The following is a 21,534-nucleotide window of genomic DNA, read 5'->3' as shown; positions in this document are numbered from 1 at the left end:
TGAACACGATGTATACGTAAACACGATTTATTCTTGAACGCAGATCGTTACGTAAGGCTCTGCCGGCGGCTGCCCAAGGAAACTGCTCCAGCCTAAAATGCCGCTCTGCTCGCTGCCCAACCGCAGCCCTTGCGCTTCATCCTCGGCAAAGCCAAGGCGTAAATCCCACGCCAACTGATCGCGCAGAATAAAAGAGACGAAGCGCACCAGCGGCTGGAAGTGCTCGCCGTTAGGCAAGAAGCTGAGGAATCGGCCAAAACTCAGATTGCCAATCTTCAGCAGGAACTTACCCGCGCAGTCATTGACGTTGTCACCAATGACAAAATCGCCTCCCAGCACAATGTTGGCTTTGCCAAGCCGGTTCTGCTGGCTTTCGTGGATCGCCACCCGACGTTTTTGCCAGGCCAGCACCTCCACATCCTCGAGGTCAAAACAGTGGCTCACCAACCCCGCCACCACTTCCGGCGAACGGCTGGGGCTGGCGAGCACCCCGGCATACGAGAGCATCTTGGCGCGGTTCACCGTCAGGCTCTCGCGTACTGCGTCATTCCCCAACCCAACCAGCGCAAACATCAGCCGTGAAAAACCGTCCTCGCCATCGTTCTGAAACCGCACGTGGTAGCGATATTTACGCCAGGCGCGGTGCAGCAGCGTGAGCAAACGGTGATGGAAGAAATCGAGGAACAGTCCCAGTTTCTGTTCACCCTGCGCATACTCCCAGGCGAGATCGTCCAGGTAGTAGCCCGGCATCGGCGACTGGCTGCCGTGCAGGCCCAAAAATGCAACTTCGAGCGCCTGACGTCCGTTCTCATCGCGTTCCACCTGCACGATATCGCCGGGGTGAAAACCGATTGATGCCGTGGAGCGAAAACGCAATCGCTCCTGCTCTGGGCGAAAATCCAATGCCCGTTCCAGATCCACCCCTTCCAGTTGATTGAGCAGTTCAACCAACTGGTAGAAATTAAAGCGCGAGGCGTCCTGATAGAACGTCACATCATCGAGTGCTGACCTATCTGTACCGGCCATCGGTAGCGCTCCTTGTTATCGAGATTAACCACCTCCAGCAGGTGGAAGGCGTTGACGCTGGCATACAGTGAGAAAAAGTGCGCCAGCACGGTACTGAACAGATACAGCTCACCTTCGTTACCAAAGGCCGATTGCCGCACTGACAGCACCGATTTCAACCCCCGCACCGGCATTCCCTGAACCAACCGATCGATCGGTGTGGTTTCAATGGCGTCTATTCCTGCCAATCGCTTACGCGATGCCTGTTCCGCCTTCTTATCGTGCAACGCGGGAAAATCGTAGGTGCGCAAAATCTGCACCAGCGCATCGCGGCGCAGTAACGACACATAGTTGAGTGACAGATTTGAGATAAGCGTCCAGTGCAGGCTGCCGTCCATCGCCGGACGCAGCGGACGGGTGGGCCGAATCAGGTTGCGAAAGGTGGCAAAGGTTGGCGATGTGCCGGTTGGCACACAGATACTGCCCACAGGCAGTTGCGCGGCACGAGCACGGTTGGTGCAGGTCAACGCTACCGAGATCGATTCATCAAGATTGATCGCTTCACGCTCATCCCCACGCACAAATGACAGCAGGTGTTCGAAACCATTTCCCTTAACAGCCTCTTTCACCCGAATGCGGTAGTAAAGCGCCAACCGCCATTTGGCGCGTTCGATCTGATGCTGAAAACTTTCAAACGGTTGATAGCGTCGTGGCACGCCGCGCGAACGTACGGCTCGCCCTTCCCCCCACCCTTCCACGCTGTCCACCGAAAAAATTTCAAAGCTATCGGCATGACGGAAGCTGGCTTTGAGCGGATACTCCGTCTGACGGCCGTCGAGATTAATCGGCTCACTGTCGTGCTGAAACAGATTAATAGCGGGCACACAGTTGAGCAGAAAAGCGTCCGACCGGATTTTCAGCTCGGCAGGCAACGGACGATCGAAACAGAAATGCAGCCGAAACGAGGTGAGCGTCATCGGCAAATCGGGCCAAAGGGCACCGGACAGTTCAAAGAACTGGAAGCTTTCTGGAAAGCAGAAATACTCCTGCAAAATGCGATAACCGGAGTAGACATTACCGGGGTATGGCAGCAACGCATCTTCGCGTTCAAATCCGACCATTTTCAACGCGCTCGCCTCTTGGCGAAAACGCTGTCCCTCGACCTCCAGTTCAATGTGCGACAGTTTACTGGCAAGCCAGAAATAGAGCTCAGACGCGGTATAGGCATCACCACCAAGGTAAAAGCGCAGCTTATCCAATTGCAGTTGTTGTAACGATTGCGGGTCGTGCAGCGCAATATCTACGCTGATAGTGGAGAGGTCATTGCAGCTTTGTACATGGATTTGACGAATGTCTGCCGGGTAGATCCAGGCGTCGTGGCAGGTTCGGAAATGGCACACCACGTCGTCCATCGGTAAGCTATCCAGCTCACACCCTCCGGCCACGAAAGCCGGTTGCGCCAGCGCACCTGGTAGCACCGAAAACTGCATGATGGTCATGCTAGGCACCGGACGCAGATAGTTCGGCCACAACATGCCCAGCAAACCGTGAGTCAGTTCCGGAAACTCATCCTCAAGCTTGGCGCGCAGGCTTCCCGTCAGAAAGGCAAACCCTTCCAGCAACCGCTCGACATCCGGATCCGTGGTCTGCTCGGACAAAAAGCGCGTAAGCTCAGGATGTGCCTTGGCGAATTCACGCCCTTGCAAGCGCAAGAAGGTCAACTCATCCCTGAAAAACTGTTCCAATGACATAGCGCCTCAATGACAGGGTCAGACCATTCGGTAATGGCGGTGGTTATCCATCTGAATGTTGAACGACATGACCTGCTCCAAATCGTCCAGTTTGACGTGAGCGGTCACCAAAAATGACATCTCCAATGGATTCGATAACGACCCCGAATCCATCACGTCCACATGCGCAATGCGTGGTTCAAAGCGGCAAATGCACTGCCGGATCGCTTCGCAAATTTTGCCGTAAATATCAGCGCCCCCTTGCGTTGCGTCATTGAAATCAATCACGCCCAACTCAGGTGCACTGCGGCAATTGCCCGGACGGGTATTGAGCACATTGTCCAACTGACGTTTGATGGACAAAATCAGTGTCTCAAGTTCCGTTTCAGGGGACGTGCGCGGCGTCTCTCTCCGAATGCGATCGAACAGACTTGCCGTACTTCCTCGTTCCCAGGCAGAAAGTGACGGCATCGGTCTTATTCCTTATCCAAACGCCCAACCAGTGACAGTTCGAAGTTAGCGCCCATGTATTTGAAATGGGGGCGTACTGACAGCGAGACCTGATACCAGCCCGGTTCCCCTTCCACATCCAGCACCTTAATCTGTGCAGCACGCAGCGGACGGCGGCTACGTACGTCTGCTGGCGGGTTTTCCTGATCGGCTATGTACTGTTTGATCCAGGTATTCAGTTCGCGCTCCAGATCCTGACGCTCTTTCCATACGCCAATCTGTTCGCGCTGCAACACCTTGATGTAGTGCGCCAGACGGTTGATGATGAACATGTACGGCAGTTGGGTGCCCAACTTGTAGTTGGTTTCCGCCTCTTTACCCTCTTTGGTATTGGGGAATACTTTGGGCTTTTGCACCGAGTTGGCAGAGAAGAACGCGGCGTTGTCGCTGTCCTTGCGCATGGTCAGCGTGATGAAGCCCTCTTCGGCCATCTCATACTCACGGCGGTCGGTGATCAGCACTTCGGTTGGAATTTTTGCCTGCAATTGCCCCATGGCTTCATACACGTGTACGGGCAGGTCGGTAATGGCACCACCGCTTTGCGGGCCGATAATGTTCGGGCACCAACGGTATTTGGCGAAGCTGTCGGTAATTGCCGCCCCCATCAGATAGGCAGTATTGCCCCACAGATAGTGATCGTGATCGGCACTGATCTCTTCTTTGTAGTTGAAGCCTTTGATGGGGTTTTCTGCCGGATCGTAAGGCAGGCGCGCCAGAAAACGTGGCGCGGTCAATCCCAGGTAGCGCGCATCCTCAGACTCACGCAGTGAGCGCCACTTGGTATAGGCTGGGCCTTCGAATACGGATTTCAGATCCTTGATGGTCGGCAGATCGGTGAAGCTGTCGACGCCAAAAAAGGTCGGCGCGACGGAAGACACGAACGGTGCATGCGCCATGGCCCCTACGGCACTGACATATTGCAGCAGTTTGATATCGGGTGCGCTTTGCGTCATGGCATAGTCACCGATCACCCCACCGATAGGCTGCCCACCGAATTGTCCGTAACCACTGGAATAGACGTGTTTGTAAAAGCCTGATTGGGTAATTTCCGGTGCAAACTCAAAATCATCCAGCAGCTCTTCTTTGGTGGCATGGAGTACCAGCAGCTTGATGTTCTCACGAAAGTCAGTGCGATCGACGAGCAGTTTCAGCGAACGCCAGGAAGACTCCAGTTCCTGTAGCGGTTTGGCATGCAGAATAACATCGACCTGCTTGCTCAATGTCTTGTCCAGTTCGACGATCATGCTATCGACCAGCGCTTTGTTAACCGGTTCTGCGGCATTACCGTTATCAAGAATATTGGCCACCAGCGCCGCAATTCCCTGCTTGGCTACGCTATAGCCTTCATCGACCGGCGTAATGCGCGCCTGCGCCATGATTTCATCCAGCAACGAGCCGGAGGCACTGGCCGTGTTGGCCTGTGTTTGTGCTTCAATGATTGACATTGTTATTTCCCTATCTCGTTAGTGGGCACTGATTATTCAGCCGGTTTTACCAGATCCAGCTCTTTCAGCAGTTGCTCTCTGGCGTCATCGTTGGCGAGCAGATCCTGTAACCGGTTGCGGAAAGCGGGAATATTGCCAAGCGGCCCCTTAAGGGCAACGAGTGCTTCACGCAGTTCGAGCAGCTTGCGCAATTCAGGCACCTGCTGAGCAATACGATCGGGGGAAAAGTCATTCAATGAAGTAATATTCAACGTCACCGGCATATCATCTTGAGCATCGTCTTCCAGGCGATTTGGAACGTTGAAATTCAATTCTAACTTTGCTTCTTTCATTACCGAGGCGAAATTATTTTTGTCGATCGATACCGTGTCACGCTCCTCAATCGGCGTCTCCTCGGTGCGACCTTTCATATTTCCTACCACCATCAACGTCAGCGGCAACTCTATTTCCGCCTGCTGGCCACCAGTAGCGGGGACATATTTGATATTAATACGCTCTTTTGGTGCGACAGATGCACCGTCAGTTCCTTTTGCCATAAGTCAATACTCGTATAGGGGCGCCATCACCCGAAAAAAGTAAAGCCGAATCCCACTGGATGCTGTCATCAACAATGAGAGAGCACACCAGCAGAGAGCAAATAAGATTTGTCATTCGACCAGAAACATAAAATAAAAAAAATCGTGTTAAAAAAATGAAAAAAAACATTTCAAGACACACACGCACGGTAAATCGGAGTAAAAAAATTACTCAAAAACTATAAAAAAACAATTGTTGTCATCCGTTGGTCAATCATACACATAATGTAAACCAACGGTCAACGGGTCTTAAATCAGACACTTTACACATTGAAACAACAAATAAAAACCAACAAAAACAAATAACTAAACACTATCCATTGATGCGTTATTTTAAGAAAACCGGAAAAATCGAACAAAAAACGTCTGATTTTCATTAGGAAGATACAGGTATAATATTTATACGCTTTTTATTTTGATAAAAATAAAATAGTTAGCGTGTTAAGTAATTAGCTTGGGTATTATTCTTATTCATACGTTTTTCTTTCGACTAATTAAACATCATTGTTAAAGAATAAATTATTAACATCACGAGTTTGATTTAAAATTATTCTTATCTCTGTTTTTTTACGTTAAGACAGAAGATAACAACATCATAAGCCATAAAACCTGCGTATCTATAACAACGACAAACCAGCAAAACCCAATGAACCAGGAAACGATAAAAGGGCAATGTAACAAAGGCTTAAAACCATATTCTTTGAGTGGGATTGCCCGATAAAAACAAAGCAGGTCCGTAATAGGCTACTTGTGGGTCCGCCTACAGGAAAATATTTACCAAGGAAAGGGAATGAGAAGATTCTGATAGCTAACCGTCAAGCAAACTGAAAAAAGTCGCTCCATTTAATCCATTAATCTGACTTTTTACCTCACGTTAATCGTACTATCCCAATCATCTTCATCCGTGTTGTCACCCACACTGTAGGAAGAAAATGTGCCCGATGTAGGGCCCACTTTCCTCCAGATCTTAACAACAATAAGCAGCAACATCTGTTTTGCACATAGGTGCAACCAACTCGAAAAACTGTAACATTGCCTCGCTATATTCCTGCCTGTCGTCAACAGTCAGGGGTAAATCCGTGTCTTACCAAGCCGAAATCCGCCACCGAAAAAACGCGTGGCCAAAGATACGCCACACACTGTCTATCGCCAGCCACGAACCTGCCAATTGGCTTGGTGCACTGCTGCTGATGCTGTTTAGCGGGATCATTCTGGCACCGGTGCTTTCCGTTTTGCTGAATGCGGCACGGGTGCAAAGCGGCGATGAAAGCCGCGCAGATTGCCGGTGCCGGTTGGTTGGCGCGCCTGCGCCGTATCGTGATTCCGATTCAATCAGGCCCGCTGGCGACCGGCATCCTGCTGCCGTTTATTTCCGGCATCAAGGGCATCAGCCTGTTTGTCATTCTCGCCACACCCGCAACCGACGTACTGACAACCTATTCCCTGCGTTTGATTGACTACAACTACCAGCAGGCCGCCAACGCCGTGGTACTGATGATTGCGCTGATTTCATGGGCAGGTACGGTGATGATCCAGAAGATCACCGGCACTGGTCTGGCTGACGCGCTGGAGAACTAACATGCCTTCCATCCAGTTGTCTCATCTCACCAAAACCTACGCCGGCAGCGATAGTCCGGCAGTAAACAACATCAGTCTGACCGTTAACGACGGTGAATTTATGTGCTTGCTCGGGCCGTCTGGCTGCGGCAAAACCACCATTTTGCGCATGATAGCCGGGATTGAGCATGCCAGCGGCGGGGAGATTGTCATCGGCGACAAGGTTGTCGATTCCGTCACGCAGGGTATTTATGTCCCACCTGAAAAACGCGGTATCGGTCTGGTGTTTCAGAGCTACGCGCTCTGGCCCCATATGACAGTCGAGCAGAATGTCGATTTTGGTCTGCGTTTACAGAAAGTCCCGGCGCAAGCGCGTATCGCACGCACTCAGGACGTGATGGAAAAATTACGCATCGCGGATTATGCCAAACGCTATCCGGCGCAGCTCTCCGGTGGACAGCAGCAGCGCGTCGCCCTGGCGCGCATGCTGGCGGTTAATCCTGGCGTGCTGCTGCTTGATGAGCCGCTCTCAAATCTGGACGCCACGTTGCGTTTGGAAATGCGGGCCGAATTGCGCCGCTTACACGAAACCTTCGGCACCACCATCGTGTTTGTCAGTCACGATCAGTGGGAGGCGATGACCCTGGCGACAACCATCGCGGTGATGAGCGCCGGGCAGATGCAGCAGGTAGGCACCCCGGATCAAATCTATGCTGCCCCCACCAACCGCTTTGTTGCCGAATTTATTGGCACGCCCAAGCTCAATATGATCCCGCTACACCCGCCGTTGAGCCATTTAGCGCAGCATCTGCACCACCGTTTTTCCCTGCACGACAGCGAGCACGCCGAGCTGTGCGGTATCCGACCCGAAGAGATTGTCCTCAGCGCGGAGGCAGGCAATAACGGCGTTGCCATGACCATCGATAACATAATGCCTACCGGCGGCAGTTGGATCATTGAACTGGTCACCGGCAACGATCGGTTGTTCCATTCGACGCAACTGCGGCCACGCTGGCAGCCCCATCAGCAAGTGTTCTGCCAATTGCCATCCCACTCGCTGCACTTTTTCAATCGCCATGGGCTGCGCCACGAGATAGCCGCCCAGTAACCCCCTTACTTATTATCAGGAGTCACGATGAAGCGCACATTCACTGCACTGTTGGTCACCAGCACCTTGTTAAGCAGCCCGTTAACCCATGCTGAAACCGCCGACGTGCAAGCCCTGATCGCCGCCGCACGGCAAGAGAACCCATTAACAGTTTATGCGTCAACCGGTAAAATCGTGCAGCAGGCTAAAGCCTTTAGCGAAAAGTACGGACTTAAAGCCACCGGCGTGAAAGCCGACGCGCCGCAGATCATTGAAATTATCAGTCGCGAAGCACAAGCCAAAAACGTCAGGGCCGATGTCGCCATCGTGGAAGATACGCCGGCGGCCATCACGCAGTTGCTCAGTAAAGGCTATGTGCAAAGCTGGGTGCCGGATGGCCTGCAAGGCAACATCGCCGCCCGGTATCAAAACCCGTTAACCGTGGTGCTGGCACCCAACGTATTTGCCTACAATACCGCGCGTCACACCACCTGCCCCGTCACCAATATCTGGCAGCTCACCCAACCTGAGTGGCGAGGCAAGGTAGCGATGCAGGACCCGACCGGCAAACCCGCCTACACCGACTGGTTCAGCCAGATGGAAACCCACTACGACCAGCAAATTCGCGAGGCGTATCAACAGCAATTCGGTAAGCCGCTGCAAACCAATGAGAAATCTGCCACCGCGGCGTTTGTTAAAGCGCTGGCAGGAAACAGCGTGTTGCTCACCCACTCCGATAATGATGCAGCCTCAGCCATTGGCGCACCGGATGGAAGCGCCGATTTTGTCGGTCTGGTTTCAACCGCGAAATTCCGTGATAACCAACAAGGGATGAAGCTGGGGTTGTGTAACGGACTCAAACCATTTATCGGCTGGAATTACCCCAGTCTGGGAGTGATCGCCACCGGCAGCCACAGCACTAACGCTGCCAAACTGTTTGTCCACTATTTGCTGACCGCCGAAGGGATTGAGCCGTAGAGCGTCGATGGCAAAATGTCCACCAACCAGACAGTCTCACTGCCTGCCAACGAAGCCTCTGGAATCGAAAAGCACCGTTCAGAATTGATGGAATACCTGACAGACACGGCTAAAGAGGACTGGAAAAACCGTCAGGATTGGCAAGATATCTGGAGCCTGAACTACAAGAAATAAGGTTTGACTCAGACCGTGGCATCGCCCCTTTTCACTTTTAAACAGGCAGATTACGTTGACCAACATCTACATTGAGCAGCGCGAAGCGGCATTAAAACGCATCATTCTGGACGCGGGTGATACCGCCCTGCGTTATTTTCGTTCACGCAAAGCGGGGGAGTATGAACTCAAGGGCCATCAGGATATCCTGACCGAAGCAGACACGCTGGTAGAAGCCCTGATTCTACGGGAGCTTGGCGCAGCCTTCCCCGGCGATTTGGTACTGGGTGAAGAGTCAGCGCGCCAACCCAGCAATACAGCGAGTTTGTGGGTTGTCGACCCGATTGATGGTACCGCCAACTTTGCGCGCGGGATCGCCCATTTCTGCGTGTGCATCGCCTGGGTTTATCGCGGCATCACCGAACTGGGCGCCATCTATAACCCGGTCAGTCAGGAACTCTATCTGACACGCCGTGGACATTACGCCGTGAAAAACGACCAACCGCTGCGCTGCACCGCTATCGCGGACACGCAGTTGGCCTCTTTTGAACTCGGGTGGTCTGCACGTCACAGCCAGCGCCGCTATCTGGACGTGATGGCCGCTCTACTCAATCTGGGAGCCAGCATCCGCCGTGGTGGCTCGGGTGCACTGGCGCTGGCATGGGTTGCGGAAGGCCGCACTGATGGCTATGTGGAAATCCACATGAACGCCTGGGACTGTTTGGCGGGATTGCTGCTGGTGCGCGAAGCAGGAGGAGAAACCGGAATCATCCCTCAGGATGCTACCGGCTTGTATAACGGCCTGCCGGTACTGGCGGCGGCGCCGGGCGTTGCCGCAGCGTTGGCACGCGCCGCCAGCATTCCGTTAGCACGCGAAGCGGTCACGCCTACACCAACGTCTTCAGCCACGCCGGTATACCCGCGTCCCCCCCTCAGTCTGATTAGCGAAAACTTCCCCGGCTGGGGCATGGATATCTACATCGGCGGTGCCAGCGGTGTCTGTGACGCCGCGCTGCTGGCCGAACACGATATCGGCATCGTGATCAATTGCGCGGTGAATCTCGATATCGATTGGGTAACTACCCAGGAAGCAACACCGGATACCCATCTGCTTTCCCACGGTGCCGGACCGGTTCGCTATTACAAACTCGGACTGATTGATGGCGAAGGCAATGCGCCAGCGATGCTGCACGCCGGCTATCAGTTGATGCGCTCCGCGCTGTTACAGCAAATTCCCGATAAACCGTCTTATCGCAACCGCCGTCGGGGCAATATTCTGGTCAACTGTCGCGGCGGACGCAGCCGCTCCGTGGCGCTGGTCGCGCTGTTTATGCACCTCGAATGTCCGGAACGTTACCCGACGCTTGACGATGCCATCGCGCTGATTCGGGAGAAACGTCAGCTACACCCGGATGAATGGTTTGAAACGCCGAAGCCGTCGCTGACGCGTCTGGCTGAACATGCCATCCTGCGTGAAAAAGCGTTGATTGCAACGGAATGGCACGATGAGTGAGAGCAGCTACAGCAAAAACAGCGGATTTTCCAGCGCCGCTGAAGTCGCGCAACTGGCTGGCGTATCGCGTTCAGCGGTATCGCGCACCTTCACACCGGGCAGCAGCGTCTCGGCAGAGACGCGGCGCAAAGTCCTGGCCGCCGCACAAACGCTTAACTATCACGTTAATCATCTGGCTCGCGGCCTCTCCAAAGAGGCCAGTCGCCCGGTGTGTATTCTTGGCGGTAATCTGGCGGCACCTTACCAGGCCAGCCTGTTGGAGCACCTCACCCGTCGTTTGAACCATGCCGGACGCGCAGTGATGGTGATCAACACCGACGACGGTGAAGAGAGTGTCAGAGAGGCCGTGCAACAAACCCTGAATTATCGTTCGACGGCGACGATTGTATTGTCAGGGAAACCGCCGGGTACGCTAATTGAAACCTGCCTGCAAAGCGGACAACAGGTGATTTTGATTAACCGTATGGGACAGTTTGAGGGGGCAGACAATATTGAGATTGACTACCGCTCGACAATGGCTGATGCGTTAGACTTGTTGCTCACTGCTGGCTGTCAGCAGATTGCGTTGGTATCGTCATCGGCACGTTCTCCCAGCATGGTATTGCGCGAAACGCGCTTTCTCGATGCGGCAGCCGAACGAGGGATTAACGTCACGCTGACCCAACCAGGCAGCGCCAGTTATCTTACTGGCGTTACCGCCGCGCGCGCGTTGTTAAGTACAGAAGCGCATCCGGACGGGGTGTTTTGTGTCACCGATCTGATTGCCTGCGGTTTTATCGACGCCGCTCGGCATGAGTTTGGCCTGCGGATTCCAGAAGATATCAGTATCATTGGCTTCGATGATATCGAACAGGCCAGTTGGCTGGGCTATGGCTTGACCACTTTCGCTCAGCCTTTGGCTGAGATGGCGGAAGCCGCGTGCCAACTGGTGATCGCGCCGACAACGGAAACACCGTCCCGACGCGTGTTCAACGCCCTTCTCGTACGGCGCAGTACCTTAGGCTAGGTGTTGACGGCTTCGAGGACAGAGAGGGTTACTCGTCTTCCAACAGGCGCATCAAGGTGGATAGCGCCTCATTCAACTGCTGGCGCTGTGCCACAGATAGCCCGGACAGCAGTTGCCGCTCGTTTTCGATATGGGTTTCGACAGCGCGGTCGATCACCGCGCGACCTTGTGGCGTCAACGCCACCAGCATGCTGCGCGCATCCTCCGGATTGGGCAAACGTGAAATGAATGCACGTTTTTCCAACGCTTTCAGCCGGTGGGTGATGGTGCCAGAGGTGATCATCAGGGTGGAAAACAGCTGGGTGGGTGACAGCACAAACGGCGCACCAGCGCGCCGCAGTGTGGCGAGCATATCAAACTCCCAGCGTACCAGCCCGTGCTCCACGAAGGCCTCGTCCACACGCGGTTCCAACAACAGCGCACAGCGCTTCAGGCGGCCGATGGGCCCCATCGGGCTGCAATCCAGATCCGGGCGTTCACGCCGCCACTGTTCTAAAATTCGATCGACGGCATCCGCCTGCGTTTTTTTTGTCATCACTCGCTCATTTATCTTGATATAAAGATAATTATCATTGCATACTTTGCTCACTAATTTAGCTTGAAGCAAAGATAAAATCATGACCTTTTTGTCACGTTATCCCCTTTTCGATCTGCTGCTCACCGCGCTGGCACCCACGATTTGGGGAACAACCTATATTGTTACCACGCAGTTTTTGCCGCCTGACAGACCCTTTATCGCCGCGCTGCTGCGTGTGCTGCCTGCGGGATGTGCTCTGCTGCTCTGGTGTCGCCATGTTCCATTGCGCCATGAATGGTGGAAGCTGATCGTCACCGGCATCCTCAATATCGGCGCGTTCCAGGCGCTGTTGTTTGTCGCTGCCTACCGTTTACCGGGCGGTTTGGCCGCCGTTATCGGCGCGATACAGCCGCTGCTGGTGATGCTGCTGGCGTGGGGAATTGATCGACAGCGATCTCCGTTAACCGCCGTTCTGGCGGCCTTTGCCGGCATTATCGGCATGGCGATGCTGCTGCTTTCACCGCAGACAACCGTCGATACCATCGGGATCGGCGCAGCGTTTCTCGGCGCAGTCAGCATGGCGTTAGGCACCTGGCTGTCGCGGCGTTGGTCGCTCTCGATGCCAGTGATGGCATTGACCGGATGGCAGTTACTGCTCGGCGGAATGTTTTTATTGCCGGTAGCGCTGCTGGTCGATCCGCCGCTACCGGTGCTAACGGCCACGCAGATTGCCGGTTATGTGTGGCTGTGCGTAGCAGGGGCGATGCTGGCCTACGCGCTGTGGTTTCGCGGCATTCGCCGTCTTTCGCCGGTGGCAGTGTCGGCAATGAGCCTGCTGAGCCCGGTCACGGCCGTGGTGCTGGGGTGGGTATTTCTCGGGCAACGCATTCAGGGAATGGCATTGCCCGGGCTGATTATCGTGATGCTGAGCGTATTGTCGATCCAGTGGGCGCTTTCCAAAAAACCCAAGATCTGACCCCTGATGTCATAAACCGCGCGTTTGCAGATACAGCACGGTAGCTGCCACGCGCGAACTCACGTTCAACTTACGCAAGATATTTCGGATATGCACCTTCACGGTCTCTTCCGAAATAAACAGCGCAGAGGCAATTTGCTTGTTGGACAACCCCGATGCCACCTCCTGAAGCACATCCAGCTCACACTCAGTGAGTACGGTAAACGGCGAAGGGATCTCTTGCATCGCCATGCGGTTTTGTAAAACCGCTTTCACCTGTTCGCTGAAGGCATCGCCGTTACGGATTGCCGCCAACAGGCTCTCCGGCGCGCTGTCTTTAAGCAGATACCCATCAGCCCCTGCATCCACCAGCGCGTATATATCGCCCGGTGAATCCGACACGGTCAGCACGATAATGCGCGCACAGATGCCATCACGCCGCAGCGCGTGCAGCGTATCCAATCCGCTCAACCCTTTCATATTGAGGTCGAGCAAAATAATATCGGGTGAATCACGATTGGCGAGGCTGAGCGCCTCCATACCGATGCTGTCAGTGGATGTGCTCATGGGATTGCAGGGTCTGGATGCCAACGAGGCCGATCGACGTCGCTATCAAATGAACCACCACATGTTTCTGGCGACCGCCAAGGCGATCGAGGCCTGTCATGAACTGCTGCCACAGGCGAAGATCGGTCCGGCGGTCTCCTATGTGCCTATCTATCCGGCATCACCACGCCCAGAAGATGTGTTAGCCGCGCGTCAGAACCACGATCTGCGCAACCACGCCATGCTGCACGTACATTGCTATGGCGACTATCCCGGTTACTACACCGCATTTTTACAACAGCACGGCTGGTAGCCGCAGGTGGAAGACGGTGATTTTGCCTACCTGCGCCAGCATGCGCCGGATTTCATCGCCTTTAACTACTATCGCACCAACGTTGCCAGCGCCTGTCCGGCAAACATCACCGCACAGGAGATTGAACGCATCAAAGACGCCACTGGCGATCGTTTGGCGTCTGTGATCCCAGGTTACTATCAGCGCGAAAAGAACCCCCACCTGAAGGCGACGGAATATGGCTGGCAGATCGATCCGATCGGCTTTCGACTGGCCTTTCGTGAACTGCACGAACGCTATCGACTGCCGCTGATGGTGACAGAAAATGGGTTGGGTACACGGGATGAACTCACGGCAGACGGTCAGGTGCACGACGAATACCGCATTGCCTATATTCGCGATCACATTGAACAGATGCGTCTCGCCATTCAGGACGGCGCACACGTTCTCTCCTACAACCCCTGGACCTTTATCGATGTGCTCAGTTCAAGCGATGGTTTCAAGAAGCGCTACGGCTTTGTCTATATCGATCGGGGTGAGTTCGATCCCACCCCGTTAACACGCATCAAGAAGGACAGCTTCTATTGGTATCAGGCGTTGATCCGCAATAACGGCAACGCCCCTGAGTGAGGTTTATTCCCAGCGCAGGCTGGGCTGCGACCCACTGGCTGGCTGGCGCGTGGGCATCGCCGGTACGGCGTTGCCCTGGCTGGCCTGCTTCACTGCCAGCCCCAGTTGCCACACCGCCATGGCATAATGGACGCTGTGGTTATAACGGGTGATGGTGAAGAAATTCGGCAAGCCGAACCAGTATTGGAATTGGTTGCCCATATCCAAACGCAGCAAACTGACCTCGGTATAACCAATCAGCGGTTGGGCAGTACGCAGCCCGGCCGCTGTCAGCGTCGCCACCGGATAACGCGTTTTGAAACCACTGTCCCAGGTGTTAGGCACCTGTCCTTGTGTCGGGACTGCCACCTCGGCACCGGCAGTCCAGCCGTGCGCCTTGAAATAGTTGGCCACACTGCCGATAGCATCAACCGGATCCCATAAATTGATATGCCCGTCACCGTTAAAATCGACGGCATACTGCTTAAACGATGATGGCATAAACTGACCGTACCCCATGGCACCCGCATAGGAGCCTTTAAGCGAAAGCGGATCGTCCCCCTCTTTACGCGCCATCAGCAGGAAAGTTTCCAGCTCCCCGGCAAAATAGTCGGCACGGCGCGGATAGGCAAACGCCAGCGTGGCCAAGGCGTCGATAATACGGGTTTTTCCCATTACCCGTCCCCAACGGGTTTCCACGCCAATAATACCGACGATGATCTCGGGCGGCACACCATAGGTCTGCCAGGCGCGTTGTAGGGCGTCGCTGTATTGATTCCAGAATATCACCCCATTTTGCACATTATCCGGCGTAATGAACTTGCTGCGATAACGCACCCAGGCACCGTTTGGCGTCGGCGGTCCACCGGCAGAGACCGGCGCTTGCTGATCCATCAAGCGAATCACCCAATCGAGCTTCTTGGCCTGTATCAGGACATCGTGCAATTGCTGGCGATCGAACCCGTGCTCTTGCACCATTCGCGCAACAAAACGGTCAGTTTCTTTGTTGAATACAAAATCGCCCTGTTGCAGTGGTCCGGTATGCTCAGGTTGCAACAAAAAGCCACCGGATACCGGCGGTTGGGTGGCAGGATCCGCCGCCGAGGGGGCAGAAGTCTGGCTGCTACAGGCAGCCAGCAGCAGAGGTAACACAACAGCCAAATAACGCATCAGAAAGCCATTTAACGCCAAATGATAGGATACATCTATGGTAAGCCAAAGCTCGGTATGAAAAAACAGAAATATCGAAATGAAACAGTGCGGTACTTTGTCTGTCGTGATGCATGCAAAAAAAGAAAAACCCCGGCAACATTTGCCGGGGTTGCTTACGAATGCCTGGATAAACCTCAGGCTTTGGCGCGCGACGTAATAATCGCCTCCATCACATTGCGCGGTGCTTCAGCGTAATGCTTGAACTCCATGGTAAAGGTAGCGCGCCCTTGCGTCATGGAACGCAGCGTGGTGGCATAGCCGAACATCTCTGACAACGGCACCTCTGCGCGAATGACCCGGTCACCCAGCCGTTCTTCCATGCCTTGCACCATGCCACGCCGTGACGATAAATCGCCCATCACGTTACCGGCGTAAGGTTCTGGTGTTTCGACTTCCACCTGCATCATCGGTTCCAAAATCACCGGATGCGCGCGTTTTACCCCCTCTTTGAAGCCAAAGATCGCCGCCATGCGGAACGCCATTTCTGACGAGTCCACTTCATGATAGGAACCAAACGTCAGCGTGACTTTCACATCCACCAGCGGATAGCCCGCCAACACGCCGTTGTTCATGGCTTCCCGCCCCCCTTTTTCCACGGAAGGGATGTATTCACGCGGCACTACGCCGCCCTTGGTAGCATCCACAAAAGTGAACCCGGCACCGGCAGCCAACGGTTCCAATGACAGCACCACATGGCCATACTGCCCTTTACCGCCGGATTGGCGCACAAACTTGCCTTCTACGTCCGTTACCGTCTGACGTATCGTTTCGCGATACGTCACCTGCGGCCGGCCGACGTTCGCTTCCACGCCGAATTCACGTCGCATGCGATCAACGATAATCTCCAGATGCAGTTCCCCCATACCCGCAATGAGGGTCTGACCTGACTCTTCGTCCGTTTTCAGGCGCAACGACGGGTCTTCTGCCGCTAAACGTTGTAAGGCCAGCGCCATCTTTTCCTGATCGCCCTTGGTTTTAGGTTCAATCGCCAACGCGATCACTGGCTCTGGGAAAACCATACGTTCCAAGGTGATAACGGCATCGGGATCGGACAAGGTATCACCGGTCGTGACATCCTTGAGCCCGACACACGCAGCGATATCCCCAGCGCGAATCTCATCCACTTCGTGGCGCGTATTGGCATGCATTTGTACGATACGGCCAATACGCTCCCGTTTGCCCTTCACCGGGTTATAGACGCTATCGCCTTTGCTCAGCACGCCCGAATAAACGCGCACAAAAGTCAATTGACCGACATACGGGTCACTCATCAGTTTGAATGCCAATGCCGAGAACGCTTCTTGATCATCGGCATGACGTTCCGCTGACGCCCCCTGCTCATCCACACCCTGTACCGCCGGAATATCCAGCGGTGAAGGCATCAGTTCCACAATGGCATCCAGCAGACGCTGCACCCCTTTGTTTTTGAACGCACTGCCACACAGCATGGGCTGAATCTCACCGGCAATGGTACGCAGACGCAAACCTTCTACGATCTCGGCCTCGCTCAGATCGCCCCGCTCAAGATAGCGGTCCATCAACGTCTCGGAAGCTTCCGCCGCCGCAGACACCATCTGCTCACGCCATACCTGCGCCGTTTCTACGAGATCGGCCGGGATGGGTTGGTAGCTAAAGGTCATCCCCTGGGTAGCATCATCCCAGAAAATGGCACGCATCTTCACCAAATCCACCACGCCGCTGAAATGTTCTTCGCTGCCGATAGGCACGACGATCGGCACGGGATTGGCCTTCAGGCGCTCAACCATCATCTGACGCACGCGGAAAAAATCGGCACCGGCGCGGTCCATTTTATTCACGAAAGCCAGTCGCGGAACCCGATACTTGTTGGCCTGACGCCAGACGGTTTCCGATTGTGGCTGAACGCCGCCCACGGCGTCATACACCATCACCGCACCGTCGAGCACGCGCATCGAGCGTTCTACCTCGATAGTGAAATCCACGTGCCCCGGCGTGTCGATGATGTTGATACGATGCTGAGGAAAACGGTTGTCCATCCCCGGCCAAAAACAGGTTACTGCCGCAGAGGTAATGGTGATCCCGCGTTCCTGCTCCTGCGCCATCCAGTCAGTCGTGGCCGCACCGTCATGCACTTCACCCAGCTTATGGCTCATCCCGGTGTAAAACAGGATGCGCTCCGTGGTAGTGGTTTTCCCCGCGTCAATGTGCGCAGAGATGCCAATGTTGCGGTAACGGTCAATAGACGTTGTACGAGCCATGATGTGTCCTTAATAACGAAGGGGTTCGGACGTGGCAGTGAACTGTCGCAGGGAGAACCCAGATTGATAACGGCGACGATTATAGTACAACTGTTCGAGTATATTCGAAATATTTTTTTGAAAATGTTATTCAATAGATTGCCCAACCCCACTCTGTCGTACGTCGATACACAGCGAGTGATACCTGCTTGCAGCCTACGCTTCGTCAACAATCCCTGCAATCAATGATGCGTTTTTGTTACAAAAAACGCCCCTAACTCGAAACGCTTTTTATAAAAACCATAATATAAACAAAAGTATTAATAATAATTTTTATTTATGATTAAAACTAAATTGAAATATGCAAGACATCACAATAAAAAAACAGATATTAATTCTTTAATCGATAGGATATCACCATGCCATACACTAATATTAATAAATCAGCGGATCATCCCACGTTCACATCAGATTCCAGATGGCGTAATAGACATCCCATCATCGCCGGTTTTTTTTTGACGAGAGTAGCTCGCGCACAAAATGATTATCTTCAACTACAGTATAACCCCCTATATACAGGAAATCTCTCAGAGCTAGGCAGTGAAATATCCAGAACGCCCCGAACCCTCCTTCCTGGAAATGCAGAAAACACCACAGCCGATATAATCAGAATACTTTTCCAGCCACAGTTAAATTACTTTCCATCAGAGGTAAATACCGCCACAGAGAATAAACGTTTGCTTACAGAGATCCCCCATTGGTATACGCCAGAAGATTTAAACAGTAAACCACTGGTATCACAACCAAACATAAGCAAACTGGAACATTGGAAGAGGATCTCTCAGAACAGCAACAGTGACTAATTCTCCCAATTTTTGAGCAAACTCAGAGCCTGTAATGTCGTTACTCACTCTTCTGAGTTTAAACAGCATATCGGTGCATTTCTTGACAATATTGTGTTATCTCCCTCGTTAGCAGAAACCTTGTTTGCTATCGCCTTGGACGGAACCACCAGTTGCAACGACAAAACCCTGTTTACTTACAATCAGATGCAGCAAGTTATGATTATTGACGACATTAACAAGGGTAAATATGACACCCAATTGGATGCGTTGATTACAGTAGCCAGACGCGTTTATCGCACCCGACAATTAACTATGATTGCCAATCAACATATGAAGCATCACCCTAACGTCGATGAAATTGAAGTTTACCTCGGCTTCCAAACCCAATTGCACAGCGCGTTAGACCTACAACACTTCGCACCAGACATGCACAGTTTTATTTGCGCAAATATTTCATCAGAAGACCTGAACGCTGCGGAGAAAACCATTAAAAGAAATGAAAACATTCAATTCCCTTCTTGGCTAGCGCAGTGGGAACCGTTACATACATTAATTGAACGACTGGCGCCGGAAAAAAAACACGCGGCGCAAGAACGAAGGTACTACATGCTGGAGTTTGAATATCAAGGCCGCATTGATGATTTACTGCGAAAGAGCCTATTAAAAGGCATACCAGATGCTGAAGAAAATGCGGGGAAAATAGTATTAAACAAAATACAGCTCAAGATTGATCGGGCGCTCATTGCTGATTTCTTTTCTGAGCATCAACTCAAAAGCGCAATTGAGAATGCATTCTGGACAAACGAAAAATATCATAAGGTGTAAAAACACACGCCAGGATGACATCATCAAATACACCCGTTATAGTGATCGCTGACGAACAGTGACGGCGGCCAGGTGGCACCGTTGATAAATCAATGCGGAGTACTATGATCGCTCACCATCCCGACCCTGAGCAAATTCGATTAGAGAACGTTTTACTGGCTTTGGGTAATCCGGTTCGGCTGGAAGTCGTGCGTATTTTAGCCCAGCAGGGGGAGCAATCCTGCGGCGCACTTTCGCAAGGCGCGGCAAAATCCACAATGTCGCACCATTGGCGAGTATTGCGCGACAGTGGCGTGATCTGGCAGCGCCCTAATGGACGTGAAAATCTCCTCTCGCTGCGACGTGAAGATCTGGATGCACGGTTTCCCGGCCTGTTAGACACGCTGTTGGCCGCACTGGAGCAGCGCGACACATAAAAAAAGCCGGTCTGGTTGCAGACCGGCTTTCGTGCATGAGTAGTACTCAGCGTATCAAGGTAGCGTTTCACCCTACAGCGTATTCCTTAAGTTGAATGTCATTCGGTTGTGCACCCCGCAGTTTTTTCAATACCTCACCGGCTTGCAACAACACCTGAGCACACTGGTTATGGGTAATGGTTAACGGCGGTGCGATGCGGACCGATTTGGCATTGTTCAGCGTACCCGCCACCAGAATGCCGCGTTTGAACAGCTCACTGGCGAAGGCATAGCCAATTTCGTTTTCTCTGAATTCGATCGCTTGCAGTAAGCCTAAACCGCGCACCTCGACAATCAGTTCTGGATATTCGGTAGCTAACTGCCGTAACCCATCCAGTAAAAACGCCCCTTGTTGTGCAGCTCTGTCCGCCAGATTCTGCGTGAGCAAAACGTTGATGGTCGCCAACGCGGCGGTACAGGCCAACGGATTGCCGCCAAACGTCGTGGTGTGCAGGAACGGGTTATCGAACAATACCGAAAAGACCGCTTCTGTCGCCACGGTCGCACCGATGGGCATCACGCCGCCCCCCAGCGCTTTCGCCAAACAGAGGATATCCGGCTGCACCCCATAATGCTCACAGGCAAACATTTTACCGGTACGCCCCATTCCGGTTTGCACTTCATCCAGAATCAGCAGCGCGCCAATTTCATCGCACAGTGCACGAACCGCTGGCAGGTAGTGCGCAGGAGGAACAATAACGCCGCCTTCACCCTGAATCGGTTCCAGGATAATCGCCGCAATACCATCGCCACGTTTTTCACACAGGGCAACCTGCTGTTTCATGGCCTCAATGTCACCAAAAGGCACATGATGGAAACCAGGCAGCAGCGGCATAAACGGTTGCCGGAACGCCTGTTTGGCCGTTGCAGATAATGCGCCTAGCGACTTACCGTGAAAGGCGCCACTCGTGGCAATAAAGGTGAAGCGTCCGCGCGGTGCCTGATAGGCTTTGGCCAATTTCAGCGCCGCTTCCACCGCTTCGGTGCCGCTGTTGCTGAAAAAGCTGTACTGCAAACTGCCCGGCGTGAGCGCCGCCAACGTTTTCGCCAACATGGCACGCATCGGATCGAGCAATTCCTGACTGTGTAACGGCTGCTTGGCCAACTGACTCTCTACCGCCGCCAACACCGTGGGATTACGATGGCCTACGTTGAAAATGCCATACCCTCCCAGACAGTCGAGATATTCCTTTCCTTGCGTATCAACAAGCGTATTCGGACCGCTGGCGCGCCATTCTACGGCACCAAAGTCCCCTCCAGAGGTGACAGATTTTCTGTAGCTCAGAAAACCCGGATTGACGTAATCGCGGAAGTTGCTCAGCACTTCCTGATTTAATGCAATGGTTTCTTCTTGCGTGAGGGTCTCTTTATGGACCCACTGTAGTGCCCGTTGAGAACACTCTAACGGGGTGAGTGTAGTGCGTAGTCTGGACAAACTGTGCTCCTTCGCAACGGATATCACGTGATATCAATTTAATTAATGCACAGAACACGCCAATTGTC

18 protein-coding genes and 2 pseudogenes are annotated in these 21,534 nt (G+C 53.3%); 10 read left to right on the top strand and 10 right to left on the bottom strand.

Translation table 11 applies throughout. The features are described from left to right. Positions 1-27 precede the first annotated feature (27 nt). The 5 genes from tssG to tssB are packed head-to-tail and all read right to left on the bottom strand — an operon-like array spanning position 28 to position 5,226. Positions 28-1,026 carry a type VI secretion system baseplate subunit TssG gene (gene tssG, locus K6K13_RS07460; protein ID WP_222160211.1) on the bottom strand — a complete coding sequence of 333 codons (999 nt, stop codon included), beginning with the start codon at positions 1,024-1,026 and terminating at the stop codon, positions 28-30. After that, the gene (gene tssF, locus K6K13_RS07455) at positions 990-2,756 is read right to left on the bottom strand and encodes a type VI secretion system baseplate subunit TssF (protein ID WP_222160210.1); all 1,767 of its coding nucleotides are present in this window, start codon (positions 2,754-2,756) and stop codon (positions 990-992) included. Before tssF ends, tssG begins: the two co-directional genes overlap by 37 nt. 18 nt (positions 2,757-2,774) lie before the next feature. Further along, positions 2,775-3,206 carry a type VI secretion system baseplate subunit TssE gene (gene tssE / locus K6K13_RS07450; protein WP_222160209.1) on the bottom strand — a complete coding sequence of 144 codons (432 nt, stop codon included), beginning with the start codon at positions 3,204-3,206 and terminating at the stop codon, positions 2,775-2,777. A gap of 5 nt (positions 3,207-3,211) precedes the next feature. Then, complete coding sequence (gene tssC / locus K6K13_RS07445; protein ID WP_222160208.1) at positions 3,212-4,690, bottom strand: type VI secretion system contractile sheath large subunit; 1,479 nt, start codon at positions 4,688-4,690, stop codon at positions 3,212-3,214. A 32-nt stretch (positions 4,691-4,722) separates the two neighbouring features. After that, positions 4,723-5,226: a type VI secretion system contractile sheath small subunit gene (tssB, locus tag K6K13_RS07440; protein WP_222160206.1), complete on the bottom strand. Its 504-nt coding sequence runs from the start codon at positions 5,224-5,226 to the stop codon at positions 4,723-4,725. Positions 5,227-6,528: 1,302 nt separating this feature from the next. On the opposite strand from tssB, the gene K6K13_RS07435 reads away from it, so the two are divergent. From K6K13_RS07435 to K6K13_RS07415, 6 genes are read left to right on the top strand one after another with little or no spacing between them, the layout of a single operon-like run. Continuing rightward, entirely contained in the window at positions 6,529-6,843 is a 315-nt protein-coding gene (locus K6K13_RS07435; RefSeq protein WP_252120444.1) for a hypothetical protein, read from the top strand. 1 nt (position 6,844) lies between these two features. Continuing rightward, positions 6,845-7,930, top strand: coding sequence for an ABC transporter ATP-binding protein (locus K6K13_RS07430; RefSeq protein ID WP_222160205.1), 1,086 nt, complete (start codon positions 6,845-6,847; stop codon positions 7,928-7,930). Between the two features lie 27 nt (positions 7,931-7,957). After that, the gene (locus tag K6K13_RS07425) at positions 7,958-8,887 is read left to right on the top strand and encodes an ABC transporter substrate-binding protein (RefSeq protein ID WP_252120443.1); all 930 of its coding nucleotides are present in this window, start codon (positions 7,958-7,960) and stop codon (positions 8,885-8,887) included. Between the two features lie 15 nt (positions 8,888-8,902). Further along, positions 8,903-9,061: a hypothetical protein gene (locus K6K13_RS23135; protein WP_252120442.1), complete on the top strand. Its 159-nt coding sequence runs from the start codon at positions 8,903-8,905 to the stop codon at positions 9,059-9,061. 55 nt (positions 9,062-9,116) lie between these two features. Next, on the top strand, positions 9,117-10,553 hold the full coding sequence (locus K6K13_RS07420) for an inositol monophosphatase family protein (protein ID WP_222160203.1): 1,437 nt from the start codon (positions 9,117-9,119) through the stop codon (positions 10,551-10,553). Continuing rightward, positions 10,546-11,559 carry a LacI family DNA-binding transcriptional regulator gene (locus K6K13_RS07415; protein WP_222160202.1) on the top strand — a complete coding sequence of 338 codons (1,014 nt, stop codon included), beginning with the start codon at positions 10,546-10,548 and terminating at the stop codon, positions 11,557-11,559. The genes K6K13_RS07420 and K6K13_RS07415 overlap by 8 nt, the downstream gene beginning before the upstream one ends. Positions 11,560-11,587: 28 nt before the next feature. On the opposite strand, the gene K6K13_RS07410 is transcribed toward K6K13_RS07415, so the two are convergent. After that, positions 11,588-12,094 (bottom strand): MarR family winged helix-turn-helix transcriptional regulator, encoded by a 507-nt coding sequence (locus K6K13_RS07410; RefSeq protein WP_222160201.1) that lies wholly within the window; start codon positions 12,092-12,094, stop codon positions 11,588-11,590. Positions 12,095-12,176: 82 nt separating this feature from the next. Here K6K13_RS07410 and K6K13_RS07405 point away from each other — a divergent pair, with 82 nt between their 5' ends. Continuing rightward, a complete protein-coding gene (locus K6K13_RS07405) occupies positions 12,177-13,052 on the top strand; it encodes an EamA family transporter (RefSeq protein WP_222160200.1) in 876 nt (291 codons plus the stop codon). A gap of 9 nt (positions 13,053-13,061) precedes the next feature. Here the strand turns inward: K6K13_RS07405 and K6K13_RS07400 are convergent. Continuing rightward, a pseudogene (locus K6K13_RS07400) lies at positions 13,062-13,574 on the bottom strand (LuxR C-terminal-related transcriptional regulator); the annotation flags it as partial. Here K6K13_RS07400 and K6K13_RS07390 point away from each other — a divergent pair. Beyond that, positions 13,459-14,499, top strand: a pseudogene (locus K6K13_RS07390) (glycoside hydrolase family 1 protein). The pseudogenes K6K13_RS07400 and K6K13_RS07390 overlap by 116 nt on opposite strands. Before the next feature lie 3 nt (positions 14,500-14,502). On the opposite strand, the gene mltB reads toward K6K13_RS07390, so the two are convergent. After that, entirely contained in the window at positions 14,503-15,648 is a 1,146-nt protein-coding gene (gene mltB / locus K6K13_RS07385; RefSeq protein ID WP_222160195.1) for a lytic murein transglycosylase B, read from the bottom strand. Between the two features lie 176 nt (positions 15,649-15,824). Continuing rightward, positions 15,825-17,927, bottom strand: coding sequence for an elongation factor G (fusA, locus tag K6K13_RS07380; protein WP_222160194.1), 2,103 nt, complete (start codon positions 17,925-17,927; stop codon positions 15,825-15,827). An 854-nt stretch (positions 17,928-18,781) separates the two neighbouring features. On the opposite strand from fusA, the gene K6K13_RS07375 reads away from it, so the two are divergent. Both K6K13_RS07375 and K6K13_RS07370 read left to right on the top strand, forming a co-directional pair. After that, complete coding sequence (locus K6K13_RS07375; protein ID WP_222160193.1) at positions 18,782-19,576, top strand: NEL-type E3 ubiquitin ligase domain-containing protein; 795 nt, start codon at positions 18,782-18,784, stop codon at positions 19,574-19,576. Between the two features lie 104 nt (positions 19,577-19,680). Continuing rightward, positions 19,681-19,992, top strand: a complete 312-nt coding sequence (locus K6K13_RS07370) for an ArsR/SmtB family transcription factor (RefSeq protein WP_222161002.1) — start codon at positions 19,681-19,683, stop codon at positions 19,990-19,992. A 67-nt stretch (positions 19,993-20,059) separates the two neighbouring features. Here the strand turns inward: K6K13_RS07370 and ygjG are convergent, their stop codons facing one another. Further along, positions 20,060-21,466, bottom strand: a complete 1,407-nt coding sequence (ygjG, locus tag K6K13_RS07365; protein WP_222160192.1) for a putrescine aminotransferase — start codon at positions 21,464-21,466, stop codon at positions 20,060-20,062. Positions 21,467-21,534: the final 68 nt, after the last annotated feature.

This window comes from Symbiopectobacterium purcellii, from assembly GCF_019797845.1.
In the GTDB taxonomy this organism is placed as follows: domain Bacteria; phylum Pseudomonadota; class Gammaproteobacteria; order Enterobacterales; family Enterobacteriaceae; genus Symbiopectobacterium; species Symbiopectobacterium purcellii.
Note: the sequence above shows the minus strand (reverse complement) of the source record. Positions and strands in the feature narration are given on the sequence as shown.